This window comes from Pseudomonas sp. 05N432 (genome assembly GCF_056396945.1).
In genome coordinates, this window is the sequence record NZ_JBFTMM010000002.1 from 134,011 (window position 1) to 158,759 (window position 24,749).

The window sequence follows — 24,749 nt, forward strand, 5'->3', positions numbered from 1 at the left end:
CTGATGGCTCAAAAGATCATCCGCGTAGGCAACATCGAAATCGCCAACGACAAACCGATGGTGCTGTTCGGTGGCATGAACGTGCTGGAAAGCCGTGACATGGCGATGCAGGTCTGTGAAGAGTACGTAAAGGTTACCGAGAAGCTTGGTATCCCTTACGTGTTCAAGGCCAGCTTCGACAAGGCCAACCGTTCATCGGTAACCTCCTATCGGGGCCCCGGTCTCGAGGAAGGCATGCGGATTTTCCAGGACATCAAGCAAGCCTTTGGCGTGCCGATCATCACCGATGTCCATGAGCCCGAGCAGGCTGCAGTTGTCGCTGAAGTCTGCGAGATCATCCAGTTGCCGGCCTTCCTGTCGCGCCAGACCGATCTGGTCGTCGCGATGGCCAAGACCGGCGCGGTGATCAACATCAAGAAAGCCCAGTTCCTCGCCCCTCAGGAAATGAAACACATCCTGAGCAAATGCGAAGAGGCCGGTAACGATCAGTTGATCCTCTGCGAGCGTGGTTCGAGCTTCGGCTACAACAACCTGGTCGTGGACATGCTCGGCTTCGGCATCATGAAGCAGTTCGAATACCCGGTGTTCTTCGACGTGACCCACGCGCTGCAAATGCCGGGTGGTCGCTCGGATTCTGCCGGCGGACGCCGCGCCCAGGTCACCGACCTGGCCAAGGCGGGTATGAGCCAGTCGCTGGCCGGCCTGTTCCTGGAAGCGCATCCGGATCCGGACAATGCCAAATGCGACGGCCCTTGTGCCTTGCGTCTGGACAAACTGGAGCCATTCCTGGCTCAGCTCAAGGCTCTGGACGAACTGGTGAAGAGTTTTCCGACGGTAGAAACCGCGTAATCCTCAATTCTCCGGTAAAGTACCGCACGATTCATTGAACGCTCAGGCCCTCGGGCTTGAGCCTTATCGTCCGCAAGTCTGCCCGCTGCTAATCACTTGCCGACGATAAAAGATTTCCTACAGCTGCGTCGTTTTCGTCAACTTTGGAGTGTTTACAACAATGGCAAAAATCGTCGACATCAAAGGTCGTGAAGTTCTCGACTCCCGTGGCAATCCCACTGTCGAAGCGGACGTGCTTCTCGATAACGGCATCATCGGCAGCGCTTGCGCGCCGTCCGGTGCTTCCACCGGTTCGCGCGAAGCGCTCGAGCTGCGTGATGGCGACAAGAGCCGTTACCTGGGCAAGGGTGTACTGAAGGCTGTAGCCAACATCAATGGCCCGATTCGCACCGCGCTGCTGGGTAAAGACCCGGTTGACCAGAAAGCCCTCGACCGCATCATGATCGAGCTGGACGGTACCGAGAACAAAGGCAGCCTGGGCGCTAACGCAATCCTCGCTGTGTCGCTGGCTGCTGCCAAGGCTGCTGCCCACGACCAGGACCTGCCGCTGTACGCACACATCGCCAACCTGAACGGTACTCCGGGTGTTTACTCGATGCCGGTTCCGATGATGAACATCATCAACGGTGGCGAGCACGCCGATAACAACGTCGACATCCAGGAATTCATGGTTCAGCCAGTGGGCGCCAAGACTTTCTCGGAAGGTCTGCGCATGGGCACCGAGATTTTCCATCACCTCAAAGCTGTACTGAAGGCTCGTGGCCTGAGCACTGCGGTAGGTGACGAAGGTGGTTTTGCACCAAACCTGGCGTCCAACGAAGATGCACTGAAAGTGATCTCCGAAGCCGTGGCCAACGCTGGCTACAAACTGGGCACTGACGTGACCCTGGCTCTGGACTGCGCGGCCAGCGAATTCTACGAAGATGGCAAGTACAACCTGTCCGGCGAAGGCCAGGTGTTCACCGCCGAAGGTTTTGCCGATTACCTCAAGGGCTTGACCGAGCGTTACCCGATCATCTCCATTGAAGATGGCCTGGACGAGTCCGACTGGGCTGGCTGGAAAATCCTCACCGACAAAATCGGCGAAAAAACCCAGCTGGTGGGCGACGACCTGTTCGTGACCAACACCAAGATCCTGAAAGAAGGCATCGACAAGAAGATCGCCAACTCGATCCTGATCAAGTTCAACCAGATCGGCACCCTGACCGAAACCCTGGAAGCGATCCAGATGGCCAAGGCCGCTGGTTACACTGCCGTGATCTCGCACCGTTCCGGCGAAACCGAAGACTCGACCATTGCCGACCTGGCTGTGGGCACTTCGGCTGGCCAGATCAAAACCGGTTCGCTGTGCCGTTCCGACCGCGTTTCCAAGTACAACCAACTGCTGCGCATCGAAGAGCAATTGGGCGGCAAAGCCAAGTACAACGGTCGTGGCGAATTCCGCGGCTAAGCTTGGGTAGTTAAAAAGACACCGGATTGTGTCGAAAAAATCGCAGCAGCGGGATTTTTGCCACTAATCTGATGCCTTATAAGTACGAGCCTGGTTCTTCCAGGCTTCGTACTATCAGAAGCTTTAAAGTTGGCATGGCTGTCTTTTTTCACTGGGTACCTGATATTCGATGCGCAGTCCTTACTGGTTGTTTCTTGTCTTGCTCTTGCTGCTGGCTGGTTTGCAATACCGCCTGTGGGTGGGTAATGGCAGCCTGGCGCAAGTGGCCGAGCTGACCCAGCAGATTGCCGATCAGCACGCGGAGAACGAGTCGTTGCTGGAGCGCAATCGGGTCATGGACGCCGAGGTCAGCGAATTGAAGAAAGGCATGGAGACCGTTGAAGAGCGGGCTCGCCATGAGTTGGGCATGGTCAAGGACGGTGAAACCCTTTACCAGTTGGCTCAATGATGAATACGTTACCGGCCTTCTGGGCCGTGATTCCTGCCGCGGGCGTCGGTGCCCGTATGGCCGCGGACCGTCCCAAGCAATACCTGCAACTGGGCGGGCGCACTATTCTCGAACACAGCCTTGGCTGTTTCCTCGATCATCCAGCCTTGAAAGGCCTGGTGGTCAGTCTTGCCGTTGATGATCCTTATTGGCCGACCCTGGCGTGTGCTACTGACCCTCGTATTCAACGGGTGGACGGTGGTGAAGAGCGCTCGGGTTCGGTGCTGAACGCGTTGCTGCATTTGCATGCGCAAGGCGCTGCCGATGAAGATTGGGTGTTGGTCCACGATGCGGCACGACCGAACCTGGCTCGCGATGATCTCGACAAGTTGCTGTCGGAATTGGCTGATGATCCTGTCGGCGGGTTACTGGCTGTGCCTGCGCGTGACACGCTCAAGCGTGTGGACAGGCATGGGCGGGTCCTTGAAACCGTTGACCGCAGTTTGATCTGGCAGGCATACACGCCGCAGATGTTTCGTCTGGGTGCTTTGCACCGGGCGTTGGCGGACAGTCTGGTGGCTGATGTGACTGTTACCGATGAGGCTTCTGCGATGGAGTGGTCTGGGCAGGCGCCACGCTTGATCGAGGGGCGGGCGGATAATCTCAAGGTTACCCGGCCTGAAGACCTCGAGTGGTTGCGCCTGCGTTGGGCGAATCGCCGCTGACTCCTCTGTCACAACGCTCAACTGTTGTGGGAGCGAGCCTGCTCGCGAAGGCAGCCTGACAGCCAACCAATCTTTTGCGGATGTACATAGATCTACTGTGGGAGCGGGCTTGCTCGCGAAGGCGGCCTGACAGCCGACCAATCTCCCGCAGATGTACACCAATCCACTGTGGGAGCGAGCCTGCTCGCGATGGCGGCCTGAAAGCCGACCAACCTCCTGCAGGTGTACATATCCATTCCTGCGGTAACGGCCGCTTAGGGTTTCGCCCTGACGGCGACTCACTTTTGCAGACGCCCAAAAGTAAGCAAAACGCTTCGCCCCAAGCGTACGGCACCTCGCTCCGGCATTCATCAGGGGGCATCGCCTACGGTCTGCTTCGCGACGACCTCCTCTCGATGTGTCCGGCTGCGCCGTACGGCGCTGCGCGCCCACCCCCTGATGAACACCTCCACTCGGCCTCCCGAAGGGGCGGGTGGATCAAGATCAGCAGCGGCAGGCGAGCTAACGCTCGGCCTGTTGAGTGGTGGGGGCGTGTTATTGGTTATCTTTGGAGCTGCGGTAGGCTGCGATTCTTTGATCCTTTGATCCTTTGATCCTTTGATCAAAGTTGGTATTCCGGCCTTTTTGCCAACCCTTCTTTCAGATAGTCCACGAGTTTGCGCACTTTCGGCGATAGATGCCGTTGCTGCGGATACAGCGCCCATACGGCGGTGTTCGGTGGTTGATGARCATCCAGCAACGACACCAGCGCGCCACTGTTCAGGTGCTCCAGCACGTAATAGTCCGGCAGTTGACACAACCCGACACCTTGTAGTGCCGCGTCCAGCACCGCTTGCCCGCTGTTACAGCGCCAATTGCCTTGTACTCGCTGGGAAAACTCTCTGCCGTCCTGCTCCAGTTGCCAGATGTCCGAGCTGCCGATCAGGCAGTTGTGTCGACTCAGCTCCGACAAACTGTGCGGTCGGCCATAACGTTCCAGATAGGACGGCGAGGCGCACAAGTACATGCGTCGTGGCGCCAGGCGCGTGGCCACCAGTCGTGAGTCTTGCAGGCGGCCGAGCCGGATTGCCAGGTCCAGGCCCTCGTGTACCAGGTCGAGCGGACGGTTGCTCAGCTCGATATCGACCCGCAATTGTGGATAAAGCCCCATGAAGCTGGTCACCAGCGGCACGATGAAGCGCTCGCCGTACGCCACTGCACAGGTCATGCGCAGCATGCCTTTGGGTTCGCTGGTCAGGTCGCCGACGGCGCGCAAGGCTTCTTCGCGTCCGTCCTGCAAGCGTTGGCAGTGTTGCAGGAACGTCTGCCCGGCTTCGGTCAGCGTCACCCGACGGGTACTGCGGTAAAGCAGGCGGGTTTGCAGGCGCTCTTCAAGGCGTACGATTTGTCGACTGATGTGCGAAGACGAAACCCCGAGGCGTTCGGCAGCAGCGGTGAACTGGTTGCATTCGGCGACGGCGACGAATTCATCGATGCCTTCCCAGCGGTTCTCGGACATGAAGATTATCCCTGTGTAGCAATAATGTTTTGCTTTTGGCTGGATTATTAATCGTCTGGTGGTGTTTTACACTCGCTGTCTCGTTTTTATTCGCTGGAGAGACAGGATGATCAAGTCGCGCGCTGCCGTTGCCTTCGAGGCCAAGAAACCCCTTGAGATCGTTGAAGTCGATGTCGCCATGCCCAAGGCGGGTGAAGTCCTGTTGCGTGTGGTCGCCTCCGGTGTTTGCCATACCGACGCCTACACCCTGTCGGGCGCTGACCCGGAAGGCATCTTCCCGTCGATCCTCGGCCACGAAGGTGGCGCGATTGTCGAGGCTATCGGCGAAGGTGTGACTTCGGTCGCGGTCGGCGATCACGTGATTCCGCTGTACACCCCGGAATGCGGCCAGTGCAAATTCTGTAAGTCGGGCAAGACCAACCTCTGCCAGGCCATTCGTGCGACCCAGGGCAAAGGCCTGATGCCAGACGGCACCACGCGTTTCTCCTACAAAGGTCAGCCGATTTTCCACTATATGGGCACGTCGACCTTTTCCGAATACACCGTGTTGCCGGAAATCTCCGTCGCGAAGATCCCTAAAGAAGCACCTCTGGAAAAAGTCTGCCTGCTGGGTTGCGGCGTCACCACCGGTATCGGTGCGGTCATCAACACTGCCAAGGTCAAGCCGGGCGACACCGTGGCCATCTTCGGCCTGGGCGGTATTGGCCTGTCTGCGGTCATCGGCGCAGTCAAAGCCAAGGCCGGACGAATCATTGCCATCGACATCAACCCGGCCAAGTTCGAAATCGCCAAGCAGTTGGGCGCTACCGATTGTGTGAACCCGAAAGATTTCGACCGTCCGATTCAGGACGTGATCGTCGACATGACTGACGGCGGTGTCGACTTCTCCTTCGAGTGCATCGGCAATGTACAACTGATGCGTGCGGCACTGGAGTGCTGCCATAAAGGTTGGGGTGAGTCGGTGATCATCGGTGTTGCCGGTGCTGGCCAGGAAATCTCCACTCGTCCGTTCCAGTTGGTGACCGGTCGTGTCTGGCGCGGTTCGGCATTCGGTGGCGTGCGCGGTCGCACCGAGTTGCCAAGCTACGTGGAAATGGCCCAGAGCGGCGAAATCCCGTTGGACACTTTCATCACCCACACCATGGGCCTGGAAGACATCAACAAGGCATTCGACCTGATGCATGAAGGCAAAAGCATCCGCTCTGTCATCCATTTCTGAGGTCGGTCATKAGTCTGGAAAATCTCTCATGCCAGAAGAGCTTCGGTGGCTGGCATAAACGCTACAAGCATCATTCCGAAGTGCTGGGCTGCGACATGGTGTTTGCCGTGTACCTGCCACCGCAAGCGGAGCAGGGCGGTAAGCTGCCGGTGTTGTACTGGTTGTCGGGATTGACCTGCACCGACGAAAACTTCATGCACAAGGCCGGCGCGATGCGCATGGCGGCCGAGCTGGGGCTGATCATTGTCGCACCGGACACCAGCCCGCGAGGCGCCGATGTTCCGGGCGACCCAGACGGCGCGTGGGATTTCGGCCTCGGTGCCGGGTTCTATCTGAATGCCACGCAGGAGCCTTGGGCCAGGCACTATCGGATGCACGACTACGTGGTGCAGGAATTGCCTGCGTTGGTCGAAGCGCATTTTCCGGCCTCGGACAAACGTGGCGTCAGTGGTCACTCCATGGGCGGGCACGGCGCACTGGTCTGTGCCTTGCGCAATCCTGGTCGGTATCAGTCGGTGTCGGCCTTCGCGCCCATCAACAATCCGATGGATTGCCCTTGGGGTCAGAAGGCGTTTTCGCGCTACCTGGGCGAAGAGCGTTCGAAGTGGCGCGAATGGGATGCCTGCGTGCTGATCAGCGAGGCAGTTGAAAAGCTGCCGTTACTGGTGGATCAGGGCGATCGGGACGACTTCCTCGCCACTCAGCTCAAACCCGAAGCACTGCAGCAGGCGGCGAAACTGGCCGGCCATCCGCTGACCTTGCGTCTACAGCCGGGCTACGACCACAGCTATTTCTTTATCGCCAGCTTTATTGATGAACACTTGCGACATCACGCACACGCTCTAGGCGCCTAAAGCAGGTAGAATCACGCCCTGACTAAATCGGGGCGTTTTTTTATGCGTATTGGCCACGGCTATGATGTGCACCGTTTCGCTGAAGGCGATTTCATCACTCTGGGCGGTGTGCGAATTGCACACGGTTTCGGGCTGCTCGCCCATTCCGACGGCGACGTCTTGCTGCATTCGTTGAGCGATGCCTTGCTCGGCGCAGCGGCGCTGGGTGATATCGGTAAACACTTTCCAGACACCGACCCGCAATTCAAAGGTGCTGACAGCCGCGTACTGTTGCGTCACGTTGTCGCGCTGATCCACGCCAAGGGCTGGAAGGTCGGCAATGTCGATAACACCATCGTTGCCCAGGCGCCGAAAATGGCCCCGCATATCGAATCGATGCGTGCGCTGATCGCCGCGGATCTTCAAGTTGAGTTGGATCAAGTGAACGTGAAAGCTACCACCACCGAAAAGCTCGGCTTTGTCGGTCGCGAAGAAGGCATTGCCGTGCACTCCGTTGCCTTGTTGCTGCGCGCATGAATGAACTGCAATTGCTCGGCCCGCGTGCCTACGGCGAAGCCCTCGGCACTGCCGTACTGAAAGCCATCGCGGAAGATTTTCAGGTCGATGAAGTCCTCGATATTCCGCTGACTGGCGAAGGCGAACACCTGTGGATCTGGGTGGAAAAACGCGGCCTGAACACTGAAGAGGCGGCCCGGCGAATTGCCAAGGCTGCCGGCGTGCCGTTGCGCACCGTCAGTTATGCCGGCCTGAAAGATCGCCAGGCACTGACCCGCCAGTGGTTCAGCGTGCAATTGCCCGGCAAGGCCGATCCTGACTTGTCCGCGGCAGAAAACGACACACTGAAAATCCTCAAGACCGCACGCCATAAACGCAAGCTGCAGCGCGGTGCGCATTCGGCCAATGGCTTTACCTTGCGCTTGACCCAGTTTGCTGGCGACAAGGACGCGATTGAAGCGCGTCTGCAACTGATCGCCAAACATGGTATTCCCAACTACTTCGGCGCGCAGCGTTTCGGCCACAACGGCGGCAATGTGGTGGATGCTCGGGACTGGGCGGCACGCAAAGCCTTGCCGGAGCAGCGCAACGTGCGTTCACGCCTGCTCTCCACTGCGCGCAGCTTTCTGTTCAATCAGGTGTTGGCGGCGCGAGTTGCCGACGGTAGTTGGCAGCGCGCCCAGGTGGGCGACTTGCTGGCTTTCACCGACAGCCGCAGCTTCTTCCCGGCAGGTGAGGCAGAATGCAGCGATCCGCGCCTGGCAATCCTCGACCTGCACCCGACCGGGCCGCTGTGGGGCGAGGGCGAGTCCCCCGCGACCGGTGCGACTCATGAACTGGAGCAACGGGTCGCGGCAGGCGAAGCGGATCTGCGCGATTGGTTGATAAACGCTGGAATGAGCCATGAACGTCGCATCCTGCGGCTGCCCATTGGCGGGTTGACGTGGCATTATCCCTCGCTGGACATTCTGCAACTGGAATTCGTCCTTCCGGCCGGATGCTTCGCCACCGTACTGGTGCGTGAACTCGTCGATCTGGTGCCGGTGGGGCAGACGGACAGCTCATGCGTATTCTGATTTCTAACGACGATGGGGTAACAGCGCCCGGTCTTGCCGCGCTTCATGCTGCGCTGGCGGATTACACCGAGTGCGTGGTTATCGCCCCTGACCAGGACAAAAGCGGCGCCAGCAGTTCGCTGACGCTCGACCGTCCGTTGCACCCGCAAACCCTGGCCAATGGCTTTATCAGCCTAAATGGCACGCCGACCGATTGCGTGCACCTGGGCCTCAACGGTTTGCTGGAGCGCGAACCGGATATGGTGGTTTCCGGGATCAACATGGGAGCCAACCTGGGCGACGATGTGCTGTATTCCGGCACGGTTGCGGCGGCGCTCGAAGGGCGTTTCCTTACGCTGCCTTCGTTTGCCTTTTCGCTGGTATCGCGGCAAGTGGAAAACCTGCCGACGGCGGCCTACTTTGCGCGCAAGCTGGTGGAGGCTTATGCCGACCTTGAATTGCCACCGCGCACGGTGCTGAACGTGAACATTCCGAATCTGCCTCTGGAAAACATTCGAGGTATCCAGCTGACTCGCCTGGGTCACCGTGCCCGCGCCGCCGCGCCGATTCAAGTGGTCGACCCGCGTGGCAAGTCCGGCTACTGGATTGCCGCGGCCGGCGATGTGGAGGACGGCGGGCCTGGCACGGATTTCCATGCGGTGATGCAGGGTTATGTCTCGATCACCCCGCTGCAACTCGATCGTACCTTCAATGATGCCTTCAAAAGTCTTGATGGCTGGCTGGAGGGGCTGCGCTGATGGCTCGTGAACAAGACGATATCCTGCGTCGTGGTATCGGCATGACCTCCCAGCGCACGCGTGAACGGCTGATCCAGCGCTTGTACGAGGAAGGTCTGTCCAACGCCCAGGTGTTGGAGGTCATTCGGCGGACCCCGCGTCATCTGTTTGTCGATGAAGCCCTGGCGCATCGAGCCTACGAAGACACGGCGTTGCCAATCGGCCATAACCAGACCATTTCGCAGCCTTATATGGTGGCTCGCATGAGCGAACTGCTGCTGGAGGCCGGTCCTCTGGATAAAGTGCTGGAGATCGGTACCGGGTCCGGATACCAGACGGCGGTGTTGTCGCAATTGGTCGAGCGGGTGTTTTCCGTCGAGCGCATCAAGGTCCTGCAGGATCGCGCCAAGGAGCGCCTGGTCGAGTTGAACCTGCGCAACGTGGTATTTCGGTGGGGCGACGGTTGGGAAGGCTGGCCAGCGCTGGCACCGTACAACGGCATTATCGTCACTGCGGTGGCGACCGATGTACCTCAGGCGTTGCTCGATCAATTGGCGCCGGGTGGGCGGCTGGTGATTCCGGTTGGTTCAGGGGAGGTTCAGCAATTGATGTTGATCATCCGTGAAGAACAAGGCTTTTCCAGGCGCGTTTTGGGGAGCGTGCGCTTCGTGCCATTGCTCCATGGACCACTGGTTTAAGCATTTATTTAAAGACGCTGAATTCTGTTTGATTACCTTGGTCTTACAGCGGCATTGATCGGTTAAACGCGATTGAACAGCGATCAGCAAACGTGTGCGTGTGTCGATTGTACTTTGCCGACGGTAAAGCCCGAACGGCCAGTTATACTTGCGACATTTCATGCCTGAATACGGCGATATTTATCTTCAACCACCACAAAGGGAGCGGCGGGTGAGTCTCACAGTCATTGCGCAGCGTATCGGTACAACAAGCTTTCAGCGCCTGGTGACTGGCCTTGTCTTGAGTTCCTTGTTGGTCGGTTGCTCCAGCACGCGTTCAAGCGATGTGCGAGTGGTCGATCGTAATAACGCGGCGGCCCAACGCCCCGCAGTAACCACCGGCCAATACGTGGTCCGTCGCGGCGATACCCTGTTCTCGATCGCGTTTCGCTACGGCTGGGACTACAAGGCCCTGGCGGCACGCAACAACATTCCTACGCCTTACACAATCCATCCAGGTCAGACGATTCGCTTCGATGGGCGCTCCGGTTCAACGCCGACAGAGGTGGTGACCCCGTCCGGAACAATCGCTTCTCCTTCGAGCAAATTTACCGTAACCCGGGGGCCAGCCTCGGGTGCGACCACCGCGAAACAGACGGCTGCACCGTCCGTCGCAAACAAGCCGGCACCTGCGCCACTGCCTCCGGCAGGGCCTGCGCCGACAGGCTGGGGATGGCCATCCAACGGCATTTTGATTGGAAAATTCTCTTCAAACGGTAGTTTGAATAAAGGAATTGATATCGCCGGGGATTTGGGACAGCCTGTTTTAGCTGCGTCTGATGGGACGGTGGTTTACGCCGGGAGTGGCTTGCGGGGCTACGGCGAATTGGTCATCATCAAACACAGCGATACCTACGTCAGTGCCTACGGTCACAACCGCAGGCTGTTGGTTCGGGAGGGGCAGCAGGTCAAAGTCGGACAGACAATTGCCGAAATKGGGTCAACGGGTACAGACCGGGTGAAACTGCATTTTGAGATTCGCCGACAAGGTAAACCTGTAGATCCGCTGCAATTCCTGCCACGTCGTTGATTTGTTACCAGCCTGTTCCGTCACGTAGAGGGAACAGGCTCCAGCGTTGCCAAGGATAAAGGCGTCGCTTGAGCTTGAGGTCGAACTCACCAAAGGACTATAACAATGGCTCTCAGTAAAGAAGTGCCGGAGTTTGACATCGACGATGAGGTTCTCCTGATGGAGACCGACGTCGCATCGGACGAGATGTCGAATGAAGGATCAGCTACGCCTTCAGTTCGCGCCAAATCCAGGCACTCCGCAACACTCAAGCAGCATAAGTACATCGACTACACCCGAGCGCTCGATGCTACCCAGTTGTACCTCAACGAAATCGGCTTTTCCCCCTTGTTGTCACCGGAAGAAGAAGTTCATTTTGCGCGACTGTCGCAAAGTGGCGATCCGGCTGGGCGCAAACGCATGATTGAAAGCAACTTGCGGCTGGTGGTGAAAATCGCCCGACGCTATGTCAATCGTGGACTGTCGCTGCTCGACCTGATCGAAGAGGGCAACCTCGGACTGATCCGGGCAGTGGAAAAGTTCGACCCGGAGCGCGGCTTCCGCTTTTCGACCTACGCGACCTGGTGGATCCGCCAGACCATCGAGCGTGCAATCATGAATCAGACCCGGACTATCCGGCTGCCGATTCATGTGGTGAAAGAGCTCAACGTCTACCTTCGGGCAGCACGGGAGCTGACGCAAAAGCTCGATCATGAACCCTCACCCGAAGAAATCGCCAACCTGCTGGAAAAGCCGGTAGGAGAGGTCAAGCGCATGCTGGGCCTGAACGAGCGGGTTTCTTCGGTCGACGTCTCGCTGGGTCCGGATTCGGATAAAACCCTGCTGGACACCCTCACTGATGACCGACCTACCGATCCTTGTGAGCTGCTTCAGGATGATGACCTGTCGCAGAGCATCGATCAGTGGCTCTCGGAGCTGACGGACAAACAGCGCGAAGTGGTGATCCGCCGCTTCGGCCTGCGCGGCCACGAGAGCAGTACGCTGGAAGACGTAGGCCTGGAGATTGGCCTGACCCGTGAACGGGTCAGACAGATTCAGGTTGAAGGTCTGAAACGCCTGCGGGAAATCCTTGAGAAGAATGGCCTGTCGAGCGAGTCGCTGTTCCAGTAGCAGGAGCGCGTTCGCCTGATAACAATAAGCCCCGTCTGTTTCGGGGCTTTTTGTTATTCGTACAATTGATGTGCTGTTTAACCTTTCCTGAAGCTGCTCGGACTCTTTCGCAGGTTAGCGTAAGCCATGGCTTACTCTTTCGTAAGTGTTCGGGTTTTCTACCGTGTAGTGGTCGTCTATCTTTGTTGGCTGGATTGGATAACTGATTGATTTATAATAATATTTTTTATTATTAAACATGTCGTTTCACCCTGATTTGCTCTTGGCAGGCGATTGCTCTTGCCGGGGAACTCTTTAATATCAACCCTGTGTCGACGGATAGACACAGCCATCAAGGATGATGGTCAAGGAACATCGCAGGGACGTGATTCATCAGGACGATGAAAAGGAACACAAGGAATAGGGAAAAAATGTGGGCGGGTCATACCGCCCCTTTTTTTTTGCCCGTAGAAAAGGGTCGTAACCCCCTCAAACGCAAAAAGCCCCGCAAGGGGCCTTTTGGGAGCGCAGCTCAAGAGCGCGGCACTGATCAGCGAACGAGGTCTTTGATCTTGCCTTTAACGCCATCAAACTCTGCCGCATCCGGCAGCGGATCTTTCTTCTCAGTGATGTTCGGCCATATCTCGGCCAGTTCAACGTTCAACTGAATGAATTCTTGCATCTCACTCGGGACTTCGTCTTCAGAGAAGATGGCCACAGCAGGGCATTCTGGCTCGCACAGCGCGCAGTCGATGCACTCATCCGGGTGAATCACCAGGAAGTTCGGGCCTTCGTAAAAGCAGTCCACCGGACACACTTCTACGCAGTCGGTGTACTTGCACTTGATGCAGTTGTCGGTGACGACGAAGGTCATTTCTAATTCTCTCCTCAGGCGGCGGCGTGCTGCGCCCCTTCACGGTGGGGTCGCCAGGTTTGGGAGCGATAGTCTGCAGACCAGGCTATTTGCCTGCAGCATCCCAAACCGCGCGAGATTCTAACAGCTTGCAGGCAAGTGCGTTAGATCCGTGTCTTTAATGTATAGAGCATTTCGAGCGCCTTACGCGGAGTCATGTCATCCAGATTAAGCTTGGCGAGTTCATCGAGCACTGGATGCGGCAGGCTGGCGAACATATCGCTCTGCTGCGGCGCGACCTGTTTGCCTTTGCTTGGCTGCACCGTTTCGTGAGGCAGAGCGGTGGCTTCCAGTCGACCCAGATGCTCGCGAGCCCGCAGGATCACTTCGGTGGGGACGCCGGCCAGTTGCGCAACCGCCAATCCGTAGCTCTGGCTGGCAGGGCCAGGCAGTACGTGGTGGAGGAATACGATGCGCTCGTTGTGCTCGGTGGCATTGAGGTGGACGTTGGCCACCAGCGGCTGGCTTTCCGGCAGTACCGTCAGCTCGAAGTAGTGGGTGGCGAACAGCGTATAAGCGCGCAGCTGCGCCAGGCGCTCGGCTGCTGCCCAGGCCAGCGACAGACCGTCGAAGGTGCTGGTACCGCGGCCGACCTCGTCCATCAGCACCAGGCTGCGTTCGGTGGCGTTGTGCAGGATGTTCGCGGTTTCGCTCATCTCGACCATGAAGGTCGAACGACCACCGGCCAGGTCATCGCTGGAGCCGATCCGGGTGAAAATCCGGTCCACCAGCGACAATTCGCAGCTGGCGGCAGGCACGAAGCTACCGATATGCGCCAGCAGCACGATCAGCGCGGTTTGCCGCATATAAGTGGATTTACCGCCCATGTTCGGGCCGGTAATCACCAGCATCCGCGTGCTGTCGTCCAGGCTCAGGTCGTTGGCCACGAACGGTGTGGTCAATACTTGTTCAACCACCGGGTGACGGCCCTGGCTGATGCGCATGCACGGCTCGCTGACGAACCGTGGGCAGTTCAGGTCAAGGTTCAGCGCGCGCTCGGCCAGGTTGCTCAAGACATCCAGCTCAGCCAGTGCCGCGGCAGTGTCCTGCAGCGGTGGCAGCTGGCTGATCAGGTCTTCGAGCAGGGCTTCGTAAAGCATCTTCTCGCGGGCCAGCGCGCGGCTCTTGGCCGACAGGGCCTTGTCTTCGAAGGCTTTGAGTTCTGGCGTGATGAACCGCTCGGCCCCTTTGAGGGTCTGGCGGCGGATGTAATCGGCCGGTGCCTGCTCGGCTTGCTTGCTTGGCAGTTCGATGAAGTAACCGTGAATCCGGTTGTAGCCGACTTTCAGGTTGGCCAGGCCGGTACGCGCCTTCTCGCGGGCTTCGAGGTCGATCAGGAATTGTCCGGCGTTTTCGCTTAGCGATTGCAGCTCGTCGAGTTCAGCGTCGTATCCGGTTTTCAACACGCCACCGTCGCGGATCACCGCTGGCGGGTTGTCGATGATGGCTTTTTCCAACAGGGCGGCCAGCTCGGGATAGGTGCTGGTAGTCACGGCCAGTTGGTGAAGGTGTGGCGCCTCAAGCTCGGTCATCGCCACTTGCAGTTCTGGCAGGGCGCCGAGGGCGTCGCGCAGGCGAGCCAGGTCACGCGGGCGAGCGTTACGCAGGCCGATACGCGCCAGAATCCGCTCGATGTCACCGATCTCTTTCAACTGCGGTTGGAGTTTCTCGAAGCGGTAACCGTCGAGCAGGCAGGTGATCGAGGTCTGGCGTGCCAGCAGCACGCTCAAGTCGCGCAGCGGGCGATTCAACCAACGGGTCAGCAAGCGGCTGCCCATGGCAGTCTGGCAACGGTCGACCACCGATTGCAGGGTGTTCTCGCGGCCACCCGCCAGGTTGGTGTCCAGCTCCAGGTTGCGCCGGCTTGCACCGTCCAGCACCACGGTATCGTCCAGACGCTCATGACGCAGGCTGCGCAAATGCGGCAGGGCGGTGCGTTGGGTTTCCTTGGCGTAGCTCAACAGGCAACCGGCGGCACCGATGGCCAGGGTCAGGTTCTCGCAGCCGAAACCTTTGAGGTCCTGGGTGGAAAATTGCTGGCAAAGACTTTTCAGCGCCGAATCACGCTCGAAATCCCACGGTGCACGACGACGAACGCCACGACGCTTCTCGGCCGGCAAGTCTTTTGGCCAATCGTCCGGAATCATCAGCTCGACCGGATTGACCCGCTCCAGCTCCGCCAGCAGGTTTTCCCAGCCTTTGATCTCCAGCACGCTGAAGTTGCCGCTGGTGATGTCCAGCACGGCCAGGCCGAACAGGCGCTCGTCACCCAGAACGGCGGCGATCAGGTTGTCGCGGCGCTCATCCAGCAGCGCTTCATCGCTGACGGTGCCGGGGGTGATGATCCGTACCACCTGACGGTCTACCGGACCTTTACTGGTCGCCGGGTCGCCGACCTGTTCACAGATCACCACCGACTCACCGAGCTTGACCAGTTTCGCCAGGTAACCTTCCGCGGCGTGGTAAGGAATCCCACACATCGGAATCGCCTGCCCGGCCGACTGCCCACGGGCGGTCAGGGTGATGTCCAGCAATTTGGCGGCCTTCTTTGCGTCTTCATAGAAGATCTCGTAGAAGTCACCCATGCGGTAGAACATCAACTGGTCAGGGTGCTGATTCTTCAGACGCCAGTACTGCTGCATCATCGGGGTGTGGGAAGACAGATCGGAGAGTGCTTTATTCATCAGGTAATCAGGCGAATTCGTTGAAATGGGTGGGGCAAAAGAGGGACATCGGCCCGGCTTTTCCGCGATGGGCGCAAGGTTACCATGGGCGGTCCGACCTACGCAGGGATGAAAGGCCCGCTGCACGTTTCTGCGGTTTATGCACTTGTTATGCAAATCAGCATTTGTCATCTTCGAAAAGAACGAGCACTATGCGCGTTATGCAAAAACGCAATGTTTCTACCGTCTTAAGAGCACTGCTCGATCAGCACGGGATCTCCCCCACGGAGCTTCACCGTCGCACTGGCGTGCCTCAATCTACTCTCTCGCGGATTCTCAGCGGGAAGATCGTCGATCCTTCGGATAAACACATCTCGAAGATCGCCGAGTACTTCCGTGTGAGCACTGACCTGTTGCGTGGCCGCGCCGATGTAGCGCCGGCCATCGCGCCTGCACGCGAAGAGTCGCATTCGGAACTCAAGGACATAAGCCTGTGGGATGACGATACCCCCGTCGATGACGACGAGGTCTCGGTCCCCTTTCTTCGCGAGGTTGAATTGGCTGCTGGATCAGGAAGATTCGTCATCGAAGAAAGCGAACGCTCAAGCTTGCGCTTCGGCAAACGCAGCTTGCGGCATAACGGTGTGCAGTTCGACCAGGCCAAATGCGTCACCGTGCGCGGCAACAGCATGTTGCCGGTGCTGCGCGACGGCGCCACGGTTGGGGTCAACGCCGGCAAGTCCGGGATTGGCGATATCGTTGATGGTGATCTGTATGCCATCAACCATAACGGCCAACTGCGGGTGAAGCAGCTCTATCGTCTGCCTACCGGCATTCGTCTGCGTAGCTTCAATCGCGATGAACACCCGGATGAGGACTACACCTTCCAGGAAATTCAGGAAGAGCAAATCGTCATCCTCGGTCACGTCTTCTGGTGGGGCATGTACGCCCGCTAACGCCTAGCTGTCAGACAAAACCCGCTATCAAGCGGGTTTTTTTTCGCCTGACGAAAACCATCCCACCCTTTGTTTGCGGGGCTTTCATGCGCTTGTGCATTTTCAATGCACAAATAAATGCATTTATGCATTGACTGTATATGCATCCATGCATATTCTTTGTCCCAAGCCGCTCAACAACGGCTCGCAACGAAGCTCTTTAGTTCCACAGCAAAGGCAGCGATGAACCGGCCTCAACGGTTCAGAGGGTTGGCAACTGACCCGGGTGTGCAGCGTAAAGCACCGTAAGCAGTTATCCGGCGGACAGGGTCGCGGTCGGAGGAACAATTTGAATGGATCCGTACCGCGCCAGTAGCGCCGAAAGATCGGAAGGACCGTATTACTGAAAAGCCCGGGCGACCGGGCTTTTTGGAATGCCTACCTACCGTCAGGCACACCAAGAGACAACGTTTGAACAACACACAAACCCATCACCTATTTATCAACGCAGGAGGCGTGACATGACAAACGAGCAGCAAGCGTTGGCGGACATGCCTATCTGGCTGGTCATCGCTCTGGCGGTGGTTGGCGGGGTGTCCGGCGAAATGTGGCGCGCCGACAAGGAGGGCGCTCGCGGCTGGCCACTGTTGCGGCGCCTGGTGCTGCGCTCCGGGGCCTGCATGGTCTGCGGGGTCTCGACCATCATGCTGCTGTATGCCGCTGGCGTGTCGATCTGGACCGCCGGTGCTTTCGGCTGCCTCACCGCGATGGCCGGTGCCGATGTTGCCATTGGCTTGTATGAGCGCTGGGCGGCCAAGCGGATTGGCATTGATGAAGTGACGCCGCGTGATTCCAGCCAGGACCGCTAATGGTACTGGCAGCAAAGAAGATCATCACTGAACAAGTCCAATGGACTGGCTGACGGGGGGCGTAGACAACGACCCCGACCTGCAAGGATGCAGGTCATCGGCGGTAATTTCCCTTAACTCAAACCCGCCACCGCGCGGGTTTTTTATTGCCCGGTGAATCCCATGTACATCACCCCGATCCTCAAACAGCTCCGTGATCAATGCCCGTCGCTCGCCAATCGCGTGGTAGTAGGCATTGATCCACAAACCCTACCCACCACCCCTCCACAACCCATCCCTGCGGCCTACGTCTCGGTGATCGCTGACCTGGCGAGCAAGAACACAGCACAAAACGCGTTTCGGCAAACCATCCGTGATCGCTTCGAGGTGACGCTGTTGCTCGATGCCACGGATGCGGCGCTGGCGCTGGATCAGTTGCAAGGGCTGCGGGCCGAGCTGTGGCGGGCGTTGGTGGGCTTCAAGTTGGGTGGCGACTACGACGCCATTGAATACGACGGCGGCGAGTTGGTTTCGATCAATAACAGCCGCTTGCTTTATCGCCTGCGCTTTTTCGCCGAATTCCAGCTGGGCCGTAACCGCTCCAGCGAACCGGCGGAAACCTGGCACGAGCGTGAACTGGACGGCTTGTCGTCCTTTACCGGGGTGACCGTGCGGGTCGATGCGATCGATCCGGCGGACCCCAACCTGAAACGTCCGGGGCCTGACGGGCGCCTGGAACTGACTTTCTCTGGAGACGTAAAGCAATGAGCAAACGCATCACTGTGCTGCCGGCCGAAGGCCGTGCCGTGCCCGACCCGGAAGCGGGCGATCTGTTGCCTCTCGAAGGCCGTGAAGTGCCGGACAACGCCTGGTGGCGTCGACGTCTGGCCGATGGCGATATCACTACCAAAGCCGTGGAAGCGGCAACACCACAGGGAGCCAAATAATGGCGATCGGATTCAGCAACATTCCTGCGGACATTCGTGTTCCGCTGTTCTACGCCGAGATGGACAATTCGGCAGCCAATAGCGCGTCGTCGGCCATGCGCCGGTTGATCGTCGCTCAGGTCAACGACAACGTTGCCAGCGCCGAGGTCGGCAAACTGGTGCTGGTGTCCAGCGTGGCGCTGGCCAAAAGCATCGGTGGTCAAGGCTCGATGCTGGCCTCGATGTACGAGACCTGGCGCAAGACCGACCCGGTCGGCGAAATCTGGTGCCTGCCGGTGCACAACACCGTGGGCAGCATTGCCAAAGGCGTGCTGACCCTGACTGGTACCGCAACCGAAAGCGGTGTGCTCAACCTGTACGTCGGCGGCGTGCGTGTTCAATCGGCTGTCGTTAATGCGGCAACCGCGGCTCAGGCCGCAACTGCACTGGCCTTGAAAATCAACGCCAGCGCCGATCTGCCGGTTACCGCCGCTGCGGTCGAAGGCGTGATTACCCTGGCCGCTAAATGGACCGGTGATAGTGCCAACGACATCAGCCTGCAGTTCAATCGCCTGGGCAAGAGCAATGGCGAAGACACACCGGCTGGCCTGACCACCGCCATCACCCCAATGGCCGGTGGCGCTGGCGTGCCGGATCAAGTGGCGGCCGTCGCTGCGCTGGGTGATGAGCCGTTCGAATTCATCTGCATGCCGTGGACTGACACCGCGACCCTCAATACCTGGCAAGCCGTCATGGATGACAGCGTCGGTCGTTGGTCGTGGGCCAAGCAATTGTTCGGTCACGTCTACACCGCCAAACGCGGCACCGTTGGCACCCTGGTCGCCGCCGGTCAAACCCGTAACGACCAGCACATGACCATTCAGGCGCTGGAGCTGGGTGTCCCTCAACCGTTCTGGGTTCAGGCGGCCGCACTGGCTGCGCGGACTTCGGTGTTCATCTCTGCCGACGCCAGCCGTCCGACCCAAAGCGGCAGCCTACCGGGCGTCGAGCCGGCTCCGGCCAGTGAGCGTTTCACCCTGACCGAGCGCCAGTCGCTGCTCAACTACGGCATCGCTACCGCGTACTACGAAGGCGGCTACGTGCGCATTCAGCGAGCGATCACCACCTATCAGAAAAACGCTTACGGCCAGGCAGACAACTCCTACCTGGACAGCGAAACCATGCACCAGTCGGCGTTCATCGTGCGTCGTCTGCAAAGCGTGATTACCAGCAAGTACGGTCGCCACAAACTGGCCGCCGACGGCACCCGTTTCGGTGCCGGCCAGCCGATCGTGACCCCGAGCACCATTCGCGGTGAGCTGATCGCCCAGTACGCCAAGCTCGAACTGGAAGGCCACGTCGAGAACGCCGAGCTGTTCGCCGAACACCTGATCGTCGAGCGCGACAGCCAGGACCCGAGCCGCGTCAACGTGCTGTTCCCGCCGGATTACATCAACGGCCTGCGTGTGTTCGCGCTGCTCAACCAATTCCGTTTGCAGTACGACAACGCGGCTTGAATGCCGCGTTTCACTGTATGAGTTCAGCCCACCTCGCGTGGGCTTTTTATTGAAGGGAGAAACACCATGGGTCAACTGATTGCGGGCACCTGCTACGTCAAAGTGGACGGCGCTCAACTGACCATCAACGGTGGCTGCGAAGCGCCGCTGATGTCCACCAAACGCGAAACACTGGTGCCGGGTTTCTACAAGGAAACCGACATCACCCCATCGTTCAAGGTGACGGCGCTGCACACCCCGGACTTCCCGCTCAAGCAGCTGATCGCCGGTACCGACATGACCGTCACCTGCGAATTCAGCAACGGCAAAGTCTTCGTGCTGGCCGGTGCCTACCTGGTCGATGCGCCGATTTCCAAGGGCGATGACGCGTCTATCGCATTGGTCTTCGAAGGTGTGAAGGGGACCTGGCAATGACTCAAACCGTGAAGCTGCAAGTGGCCATCGAGGCCCACGGCGAGCCGCTGACCGAACTGACCCTGCGCCGTCCGACGGTGCAGGAGGTGCGGGCGATCAAGGCGCTGCCGTACAAGATCGACAAGAGCGAAGAAGTCAGCCTGGACATGGATGTCGCGGCCAAATACATCGCAGTCTGCGCCGGCATCCCGCCGTCGTCGGTCAACCAGTTGGACCTGGCTGACCTCAACGCGCTGAGCTGGGCTGTCGCGAGTTTTTTCATGAGTGCGGCATCGGCGCCATCACCGACCTGATCGCTGTCGCCTATGACCTGGCCTGGTTCTGGAAGGTTGACCCCGAACAGATGATGGCCAGGCCACTGGACGTGCTCCGCGAATCACTGGAGCACGCGCAACGGATCAATGCGATGCAGCAGGTGCAGTGATGGCAGAGACAGAAAAGATTGAAAAAAAAGCGGTCTTGCTGACAGGCATCGATGAACTGTCGCCCAAGCTCAAGGACCTTCGGGCGAAAGTCGATGGCTTCAAAAACAACCTCGAGCAGGCCGGCCTGGGCAAGCTGGATATCAGCGGCTTGTTCAAGGGCGGTAGCGTGGTCACGCCCTTCGTCGAAGGTATCAAGTCGGCGGCAGCGTTTCAGGGCAAATTGGCTGAGGTCGGTGAGACGGCAAAAAGCGTCGATGTACCGAGCGTGCCCAAAAGTGCTGCGCAAAACCTGAACGTTTTCAGCGCTTCGATGGACAAGGTCTCGGTTGCGGTTGACGCCGCGTTACTGCCAGCAGTCAGCGCGGTGGTGGTCGGTCTTGAGCCGTTGCTCAATGGCGTCGGAACCTTGCTCAACGACAACCCGGAGCTGGTCCAGGGCATTGCCGCGGGCGCTATTGCGTTCTCGGCCATTCAATCGGCGGTTACGGGTGCTTCACAAGCGCTTGACCTGATGAGCACGGTGCTCAAGACCAGCCCGCTGATGTTGGTTGCCATGGGTATTGCGTTGGTGGCCGGGGTGATCGTTGCGAACTGGAAACCGATCTCGGCGTTTTTCGCCGGGCTCTGGCAAGAGATTGCACCGGTTGTCATGCCGATGGTCGAGTTCTTCAAGACGATGTTCGCCTTCACGCCGCTGGGGATGATCATCAACAACTGGGGGCCAATCAGTCAGGTGTTCGCCGCGCTCTGGGACGTGATCAAAGCGGCGGCTTCGCTGCTGTTCGACGCGTTCAAGGTGATCTTCAGCTGGACGCCATTGGGGATGATCATCGCCAACTGGCGTCCGATCAGCAGCTTCTTCAGTTCGCTTTGGCAAGGGGTCAAAGCCGTTGCTGTGCCGGTCATCGACTTCTTCAAGGCACTGTTTTCCTGGACTCCGTTGGGGATGATCGTTAACAACTGGCAACCGCTGGTTGGATTGTTTTCAGCGATCTGGGATTTGCTTCGGGCACTGTCCGTGCCGGTGGTGGGCTTCCTTAAAAGCCTGTTCGACTGGTCGCCGATGGCGCAGGTCAGTGCCGCTTGGGAGCCGCTGAGTGAGTTCTTCTCCGGCTTGTGGGACTCGCTGACCAGTGTCACGGCCCCGGTCGGGGAACTGTTCAAAACGCTGTTCGACTGGTCACCGATGCAGATGATTACCGAACACTGGACGCCGATCATCGCGTGGTTCAGTGGGCTGTGGGAAAAGCTCAAGGCGATTATCGAACCGATCAAGGACCTGTTCGGCGGCAGTGTCAGTGGCTTCATCGCGAAGATCACCGGCAAGGTCGAAGGCTTGACCGAGGCGCAACAGAAAACCAACGCCGAAGGCAAAGGTGAACTGGCGCCAGCGTTTTTCGGTGCCAGTAGCGATCAAGCGTCGCTGTCGAGCGATTTGCCGAAAGGCTCCAACGCCCTGGTGCAACAAAGCGCCGCCAACAACCGTGCGCAACTGGAAGGCGGCCTGACGGTGCGCTTTGAAAATGCACCGGCCGGCATGCGTACCGATCAACCACAGACCAACCAGCCTGGCCTGGCCGTGACGTCGCAGATTGGCTATCGCTCACTGTCTCTAGGAGGTTCCAATGAGTTGGCGTGATCGTTTGTTGCCGGCGTCGTTTCGCGGCGTCGGATTCTGGGTCGATCAGGCGAAAACCCCGGTCGGCCAGAAAGGTCAGTTGCATGAGTATCCCCAGCGTGACCAGCCGTTCTTCGAGGGCCTTGGCCAACAGGCGAAGATCCACGACCTGACGGCTTTTATCGTTGGGCCCGATTGCCTGGAGCAACGTGACAAACTGCTCAAGGCGCTGGAGGAGGGCGCGGGTGAACTGGTTCATCCGTGGCTGGGACGGATGCAGGTCAAGGTCGGCGAATGCGAAATGACCCAGACCCGTCAGGACGGCGGGCTGGTGACGTTCGCCCTGAAGTTCTACCCCGACCAGCCGCTGCAGTTCCCCACCGCTCAGGTCAACACTCGCGAGCAATTGCTGGTGTCGGCCGACAGCTTGTTGGGATCGATGGTAGGTCGTTTCGAAGATGCCATGAGCCTCATCAAGGCGGCACGGATCGGCATCAAGGAACTGCGTGACAGCCTCAAAGATGTCTACGAGGTCATCGAGCATGAGTTCAAGGAGGTTATCGAGACCTACAAGGAACTCAGTTTGCTGGTCAAGGCGATCAAGGAACTGCCCCGTGAAGTGAGCGCGGAGTTCAAGGGTTTGCTGGGTGACATCAAGGAGCTCGGGGACTTCGCTCGTGAGGGTTACCGTGGCGTGCTCGCCAGCGCCTCGCAGCAGGTTGAAGCGGTGAAAAAGATCGACGCTCCCAAGCTCACCACCGGCAAGGACACGGTGGCGGCGGCTCAGGCCATGGCCAATCTGGTGCAGGACGCGTTGTTGGTGAAGCTCGGCTATCAAGTGGCGCGGATGCCGGTGGCGACCCCGGTGGTCAAACTGAACTCCACGCCGTCTTTGGCGCAGCAAGCGGTGCAACCGGTGCAGCGGGTGGACGTGCCGGTGGCCGACGATGTGCTGACCTTGCGCGATGCGCTCAATGAAGCAATCTGGCAAGCCGCCCTCAAGGCGGATGCCGTGCATTATCAAGCGCTCAATGCCATGCGCCAGCAACTGTTCGGGCATCTGACGGCGGTGGCATCCTCCGGTGTGCGGCTGATCACGTTGTCTCCCAATCAGAGCATGCCGGCACTGGTGCTCACCTACAAATACCTGGGGGATGCCACTCGGGTGAGTGAAGTGACGCAACGCAACGGGGTGATCCACTTTGGATTCCTGCCCCCGGGCGGCCTGCAAATCGCCCGGGAGTAGACCATGACCGACCTTGCAAACGCCGTCAGCCTGACTGTTAACGGTCTGGATTATGGCGGCTGGAAAAGCGTGGAAATCAGTGCGGACCTGGAGCGTCAGTTCCGCACCTTCACACTCAACATCACCTGGCAATGGCCGGGGCAAACCCTGGCGGTGCCGATCAAGCCCGGTTCGCGTTGCCAGGTGCGGATCGGTTGCGATCTGGTGCTCACGGGGCACGTCTACAAGGCACCGATCAGTTACGACGGCAAGCAGATCAGCCTGAGTATCGAGGGCAGTTCGCTGACCCGGGACCTGGTGGATTGTGCGGCGATCAACCGTCCGAGCCAATGGCAGGAACAAAGCGTGCTGAGCATCGTCCAGGCCCTGGCATCGCCTTATGGCGTGGGGGTGGTCAGCGAGATCACACAAACCGCCAAGTTGAATAAACACAGCATTGTCCCGGGAGAAACGGTGTTTCAGTCCATCGACCGCTTGCTGACCCTGTATCGGGTGTTCTCCACAGACGATGCCGAAGGCCGTGTGCTGCTGGCGAAACCCGGCAGCGGCGGGCGGGCCAGTGATGTGCTGGAGCTGGGCAAGAACATTCTCTCGGCCAACGCGCCGATGGATTTCAGCCAGGTCTTTTCTGAATACCGGGTGATTGGCCAGCACAAGGGCAGCGACAGCAAAAGCGGCAGCGCTGTGAGCGAGGTGTCGGGTGTAGCGATCGATGCCACGGCCCAACGCAAACGGGTCACGGTGATCAGCGAAAGTGCGCAACTGACGACGGAACTGGCGCAGCAACGCGCCGATTGGGAAAGCGCTACCCGCACTGGCAAAGCCCTGACGACGACCTATCGCGTGCAAGGCTGGCGGCAATCCAACGGCGATTTGTGGCGGCACAACACGCAGGTCAGGGTGGTCGACAAGGTGCTGGGTTTTGATCAGGACATGCTGATCTCGAAGGTCACTTACTCGCTTTCTGAACAGGGCTCCATCACCACCCTGCAAGTGGCGCCGCCGCATACCTTCGACGCCAACCCGGTGCCGCCCAAAGCCTGAGTCCACATTCATTCGTAGCAGCTGGCGAAGCCTGC

The 24,749-nt window shown here is 58.9% G+C and carries 25 protein-coding genes; 22 read left to right on the forward strand and 3 right to left on the reverse strand.

Annotated features, from left to right (window positions below):
- Positions 1-3: 3 nt before the first annotated feature.
- The 4 genes from kdsA to ispD all read left to right on the forward strand — a co-directional run bounded on the left by kdsA (position 4) and on the right by ispD (position 3,451).
- Positions 4-849, forward strand: a complete 846-nt coding sequence (gene kdsA, locus AC1DHT_RS02890) for a 3-deoxy-8-phosphooctulonate synthase (protein WP_054595922.1) — start codon at positions 4-6, stop codon at positions 847-849.
- 160 nt (positions 850-1,009) lie between these two features.
- On the forward strand, positions 1,010-2,299 hold the full coding sequence (gene eno / locus AC1DHT_RS02895; RefSeq protein WP_019692103.1) for a phosphopyruvate hydratase: 1,290 nt from the start codon (positions 1,010-1,012) through the stop codon (positions 2,297-2,299).
- Between the two features lie 169 nt (positions 2,300-2,468).
- Positions 2,469-2,747 (forward strand): cell division protein FtsB, encoded by a 279-nt coding sequence (gene ftsB / locus AC1DHT_RS02900; protein ID WP_019692104.1) that lies wholly within the window; start codon positions 2,469-2,471, stop codon positions 2,745-2,747.
- On the forward strand, positions 2,744-3,451 hold the full coding sequence (gene ispD / locus AC1DHT_RS02905) for a 2-C-methyl-D-erythritol 4-phosphate cytidylyltransferase (RefSeq protein WP_427544622.1): 708 nt from the start codon (positions 2,744-2,746) through the stop codon (positions 3,449-3,451). Before ftsB ends, ispD begins: the two co-directional genes overlap by 4 nt.
- A 601-nt stretch (positions 3,452-4,052) precedes the next feature.
- Here ispD and AC1DHT_RS02910 read toward each other — a convergent pair.
- Positions 4,053-4,949 (reverse strand): LysR substrate-binding domain-containing protein, encoded by an 897-nt coding sequence (locus AC1DHT_RS02910; protein WP_477761226.1) that lies wholly within the window; start codon positions 4,947-4,949, stop codon positions 4,053-4,055.
- A gap of 106 nt (positions 4,950-5,055) precedes the next feature.
- Between AC1DHT_RS02910 and AC1DHT_RS02915 the strand changes: the two genes are divergently transcribed.
- The 8 genes from AC1DHT_RS02915 (at position 5,056) to rpoS (ending at position 12,186) form a co-directional block, all read left to right on the forward strand.
- Positions 5,056-6,168 carry an S-(hydroxymethyl)glutathione dehydrogenase/class III alcohol dehydrogenase gene (locus tag AC1DHT_RS02915; protein ID WP_054595925.1) on the forward strand — a complete coding sequence of 371 codons (1,113 nt, stop codon included), beginning with the start codon at positions 5,056-5,058 and terminating at the stop codon, positions 6,166-6,168.
- Between the two features lie 8 nt (positions 6,169-6,176).
- Positions 6,177-7,022: an S-formylglutathione hydrolase gene (gene fghA, locus AC1DHT_RS02920; protein ID WP_427544618.1), complete on the forward strand. Its 846-nt coding sequence runs from the start codon at positions 6,177-6,179 to the stop codon at positions 7,020-7,022.
- A gap of 42 nt (positions 7,023-7,064) precedes the next feature.
- A complete protein-coding gene (gene ispF, locus AC1DHT_RS02925; protein WP_054595926.1) occupies positions 7,065-7,538 on the forward strand; it encodes a 2-C-methyl-D-erythritol 2,4-cyclodiphosphate synthase in 474 nt (157 codons plus the stop codon).
- Positions 7,535-8,593 (forward strand): tRNA pseudouridine(13) synthase TruD, encoded by a 1,059-nt coding sequence (gene truD / locus AC1DHT_RS02930; protein ID WP_427544616.1) that lies wholly within the window; start codon positions 7,535-7,537, stop codon positions 8,591-8,593. Before ispF ends, truD begins: the two co-directional genes overlap by 4 nt.
- The gene (gene surE / locus AC1DHT_RS02935; RefSeq protein WP_427533328.1) at positions 8,581-9,330 is read left to right on the forward strand and encodes a 5'/3'-nucleotidase SurE; all 750 of its coding nucleotides are present in this window, start codon (positions 8,581-8,583) and stop codon (positions 9,328-9,330) included. The genes truD and surE overlap by 13 nt, the downstream gene beginning before the upstream one ends.
- A gap of 41 nt (positions 9,331-9,371) precedes the next feature.
- Positions 9,372-10,007: a protein-L-isoaspartate(D-aspartate) O-methyltransferase gene (locus AC1DHT_RS02940; RefSeq protein WP_427544633.1), complete on the forward strand. Its 636-nt coding sequence runs from the start codon at positions 9,372-9,374 to the stop codon at positions 10,005-10,007.
- 211 nt (positions 10,008-10,218) lie between these two features.
- Entirely contained in the window at positions 10,219-11,076 is an 858-nt protein-coding gene (locus tag AC1DHT_RS02945) for a peptidoglycan DD-metalloendopeptidase family protein (RefSeq protein WP_477761259.1), read from the forward strand.
- Positions 11,077-11,181: 105 nt separating this feature from the next.
- Complete coding sequence (gene rpoS, locus AC1DHT_RS02950; RefSeq protein ID WP_019692114.1) at positions 11,182-12,186, forward strand: RNA polymerase sigma factor RpoS; 1,005 nt, start codon at positions 11,182-11,184, stop codon at positions 12,184-12,186.
- Between the two features lie 529 nt (positions 12,187-12,715).
- Here the strand turns inward: rpoS and fdxA are convergent.
- Together fdxA and mutS are read right to left on the reverse strand one after the other, a co-directional pair.
- Positions 12,716-13,039, reverse strand: coding sequence for a ferredoxin FdxA (gene fdxA / locus AC1DHT_RS02955; RefSeq protein ID WP_427544614.1), 324 nt, complete (start codon positions 13,037-13,039; stop codon positions 12,716-12,718).
- A 143-nt stretch (positions 13,040-13,182) separates the two neighbouring features.
- Entirely contained in the window at positions 13,183-15,762 is a 2,580-nt protein-coding gene (mutS, locus tag AC1DHT_RS02960) for a DNA mismatch repair protein MutS (RefSeq protein ID WP_427544612.1), read from the reverse strand.
- A 200-nt stretch (positions 15,763-15,962) separates the two neighbouring features.
- On the opposite strand from mutS, the gene AC1DHT_RS02965 reads away from it, so the two are divergent.
- From AC1DHT_RS02965 to AC1DHT_RS03010, 10 genes are all read left to right on the forward strand, one after another.
- Complete coding sequence (locus AC1DHT_RS02965; protein ID WP_427533364.1) at positions 15,963-16,697, forward strand: XRE family transcriptional regulator; 735 nt, start codon at positions 15,963-15,965, stop codon at positions 16,695-16,697.
- 500 nt (positions 16,698-17,197) lie between these two features.
- A complete protein-coding gene (locus AC1DHT_RS02970; protein ID WP_427544610.1) occupies positions 17,198-17,545 on the forward strand; it encodes a phage holin family protein in 348 nt (115 codons plus the stop codon).
- Between the two features lie 162 nt (positions 17,546-17,707).
- The gene (locus tag AC1DHT_RS02975) at positions 17,708-18,292 is read left to right on the forward strand and encodes a phage tail terminator protein (RefSeq protein WP_427544608.1); all 585 of its coding nucleotides are present in this window, start codon (positions 17,708-17,710) and stop codon (positions 18,290-18,292) included.
- Positions 18,289-18,471 (forward strand): DUF2635 domain-containing protein, encoded by a 183-nt coding sequence (locus AC1DHT_RS02980; protein WP_054595951.1) that lies wholly within the window; start codon positions 18,289-18,291, stop codon positions 18,469-18,471. Before AC1DHT_RS02975 ends, AC1DHT_RS02980 begins: the two co-directional genes overlap by 4 nt.
- Positions 18,471-19,967, forward strand: coding sequence for a phage tail sheath subtilisin-like domain-containing protein (locus AC1DHT_RS02985; RefSeq protein WP_427533347.1), 1,497 nt, complete (start codon positions 18,471-18,473; stop codon positions 19,965-19,967). Before AC1DHT_RS02980 ends, AC1DHT_RS02985 begins: the two co-directional genes overlap by 1 nt.
- A gap of 66 nt (positions 19,968-20,033) precedes the next feature.
- Positions 20,034-20,381 (forward strand): phage tail tube protein, encoded by a 348-nt coding sequence (locus AC1DHT_RS02990; protein WP_054595953.1) that lies wholly within the window; start codon positions 20,034-20,036, stop codon positions 20,379-20,381.
- The gene (locus tag AC1DHT_RS02995; protein ID WP_427544606.1) at positions 20,378-20,674 is read left to right on the forward strand and encodes a phage tail assembly protein; all 297 of its coding nucleotides are present in this window, start codon (positions 20,378-20,380) and stop codon (positions 20,672-20,674) included. The genes AC1DHT_RS02990 and AC1DHT_RS02995 overlap by 4 nt, the downstream gene beginning before the upstream one ends.
- A 130-nt stretch (positions 20,675-20,804) precedes the next feature.
- On the forward strand, positions 20,805-22,445 hold the full coding sequence (locus tag AC1DHT_RS03000) for a phage tail tape measure protein (RefSeq protein WP_427544604.1): 1,641 nt from the start codon (positions 20,805-20,807) through the stop codon (positions 22,443-22,445).
- Entirely contained in the window at positions 22,432-23,670 is a 1,239-nt protein-coding gene (locus AC1DHT_RS03005; RefSeq protein WP_427544602.1) for a DNA circularization protein, read from the forward strand. Before AC1DHT_RS03000 ends, AC1DHT_RS03005 begins: the two co-directional genes overlap by 14 nt.
- Before the next feature lie 3 nt (positions 23,671-23,673).
- Positions 23,674-24,714: a phage baseplate assembly protein gene (locus AC1DHT_RS03010; protein WP_427544600.1), complete on the forward strand. Its 1,041-nt coding sequence runs from the start codon at positions 23,674-23,676 to the stop codon at positions 24,712-24,714.
- The last annotated feature ends 35 nt before the right edge of the window (positions 24,715-24,749 follow it).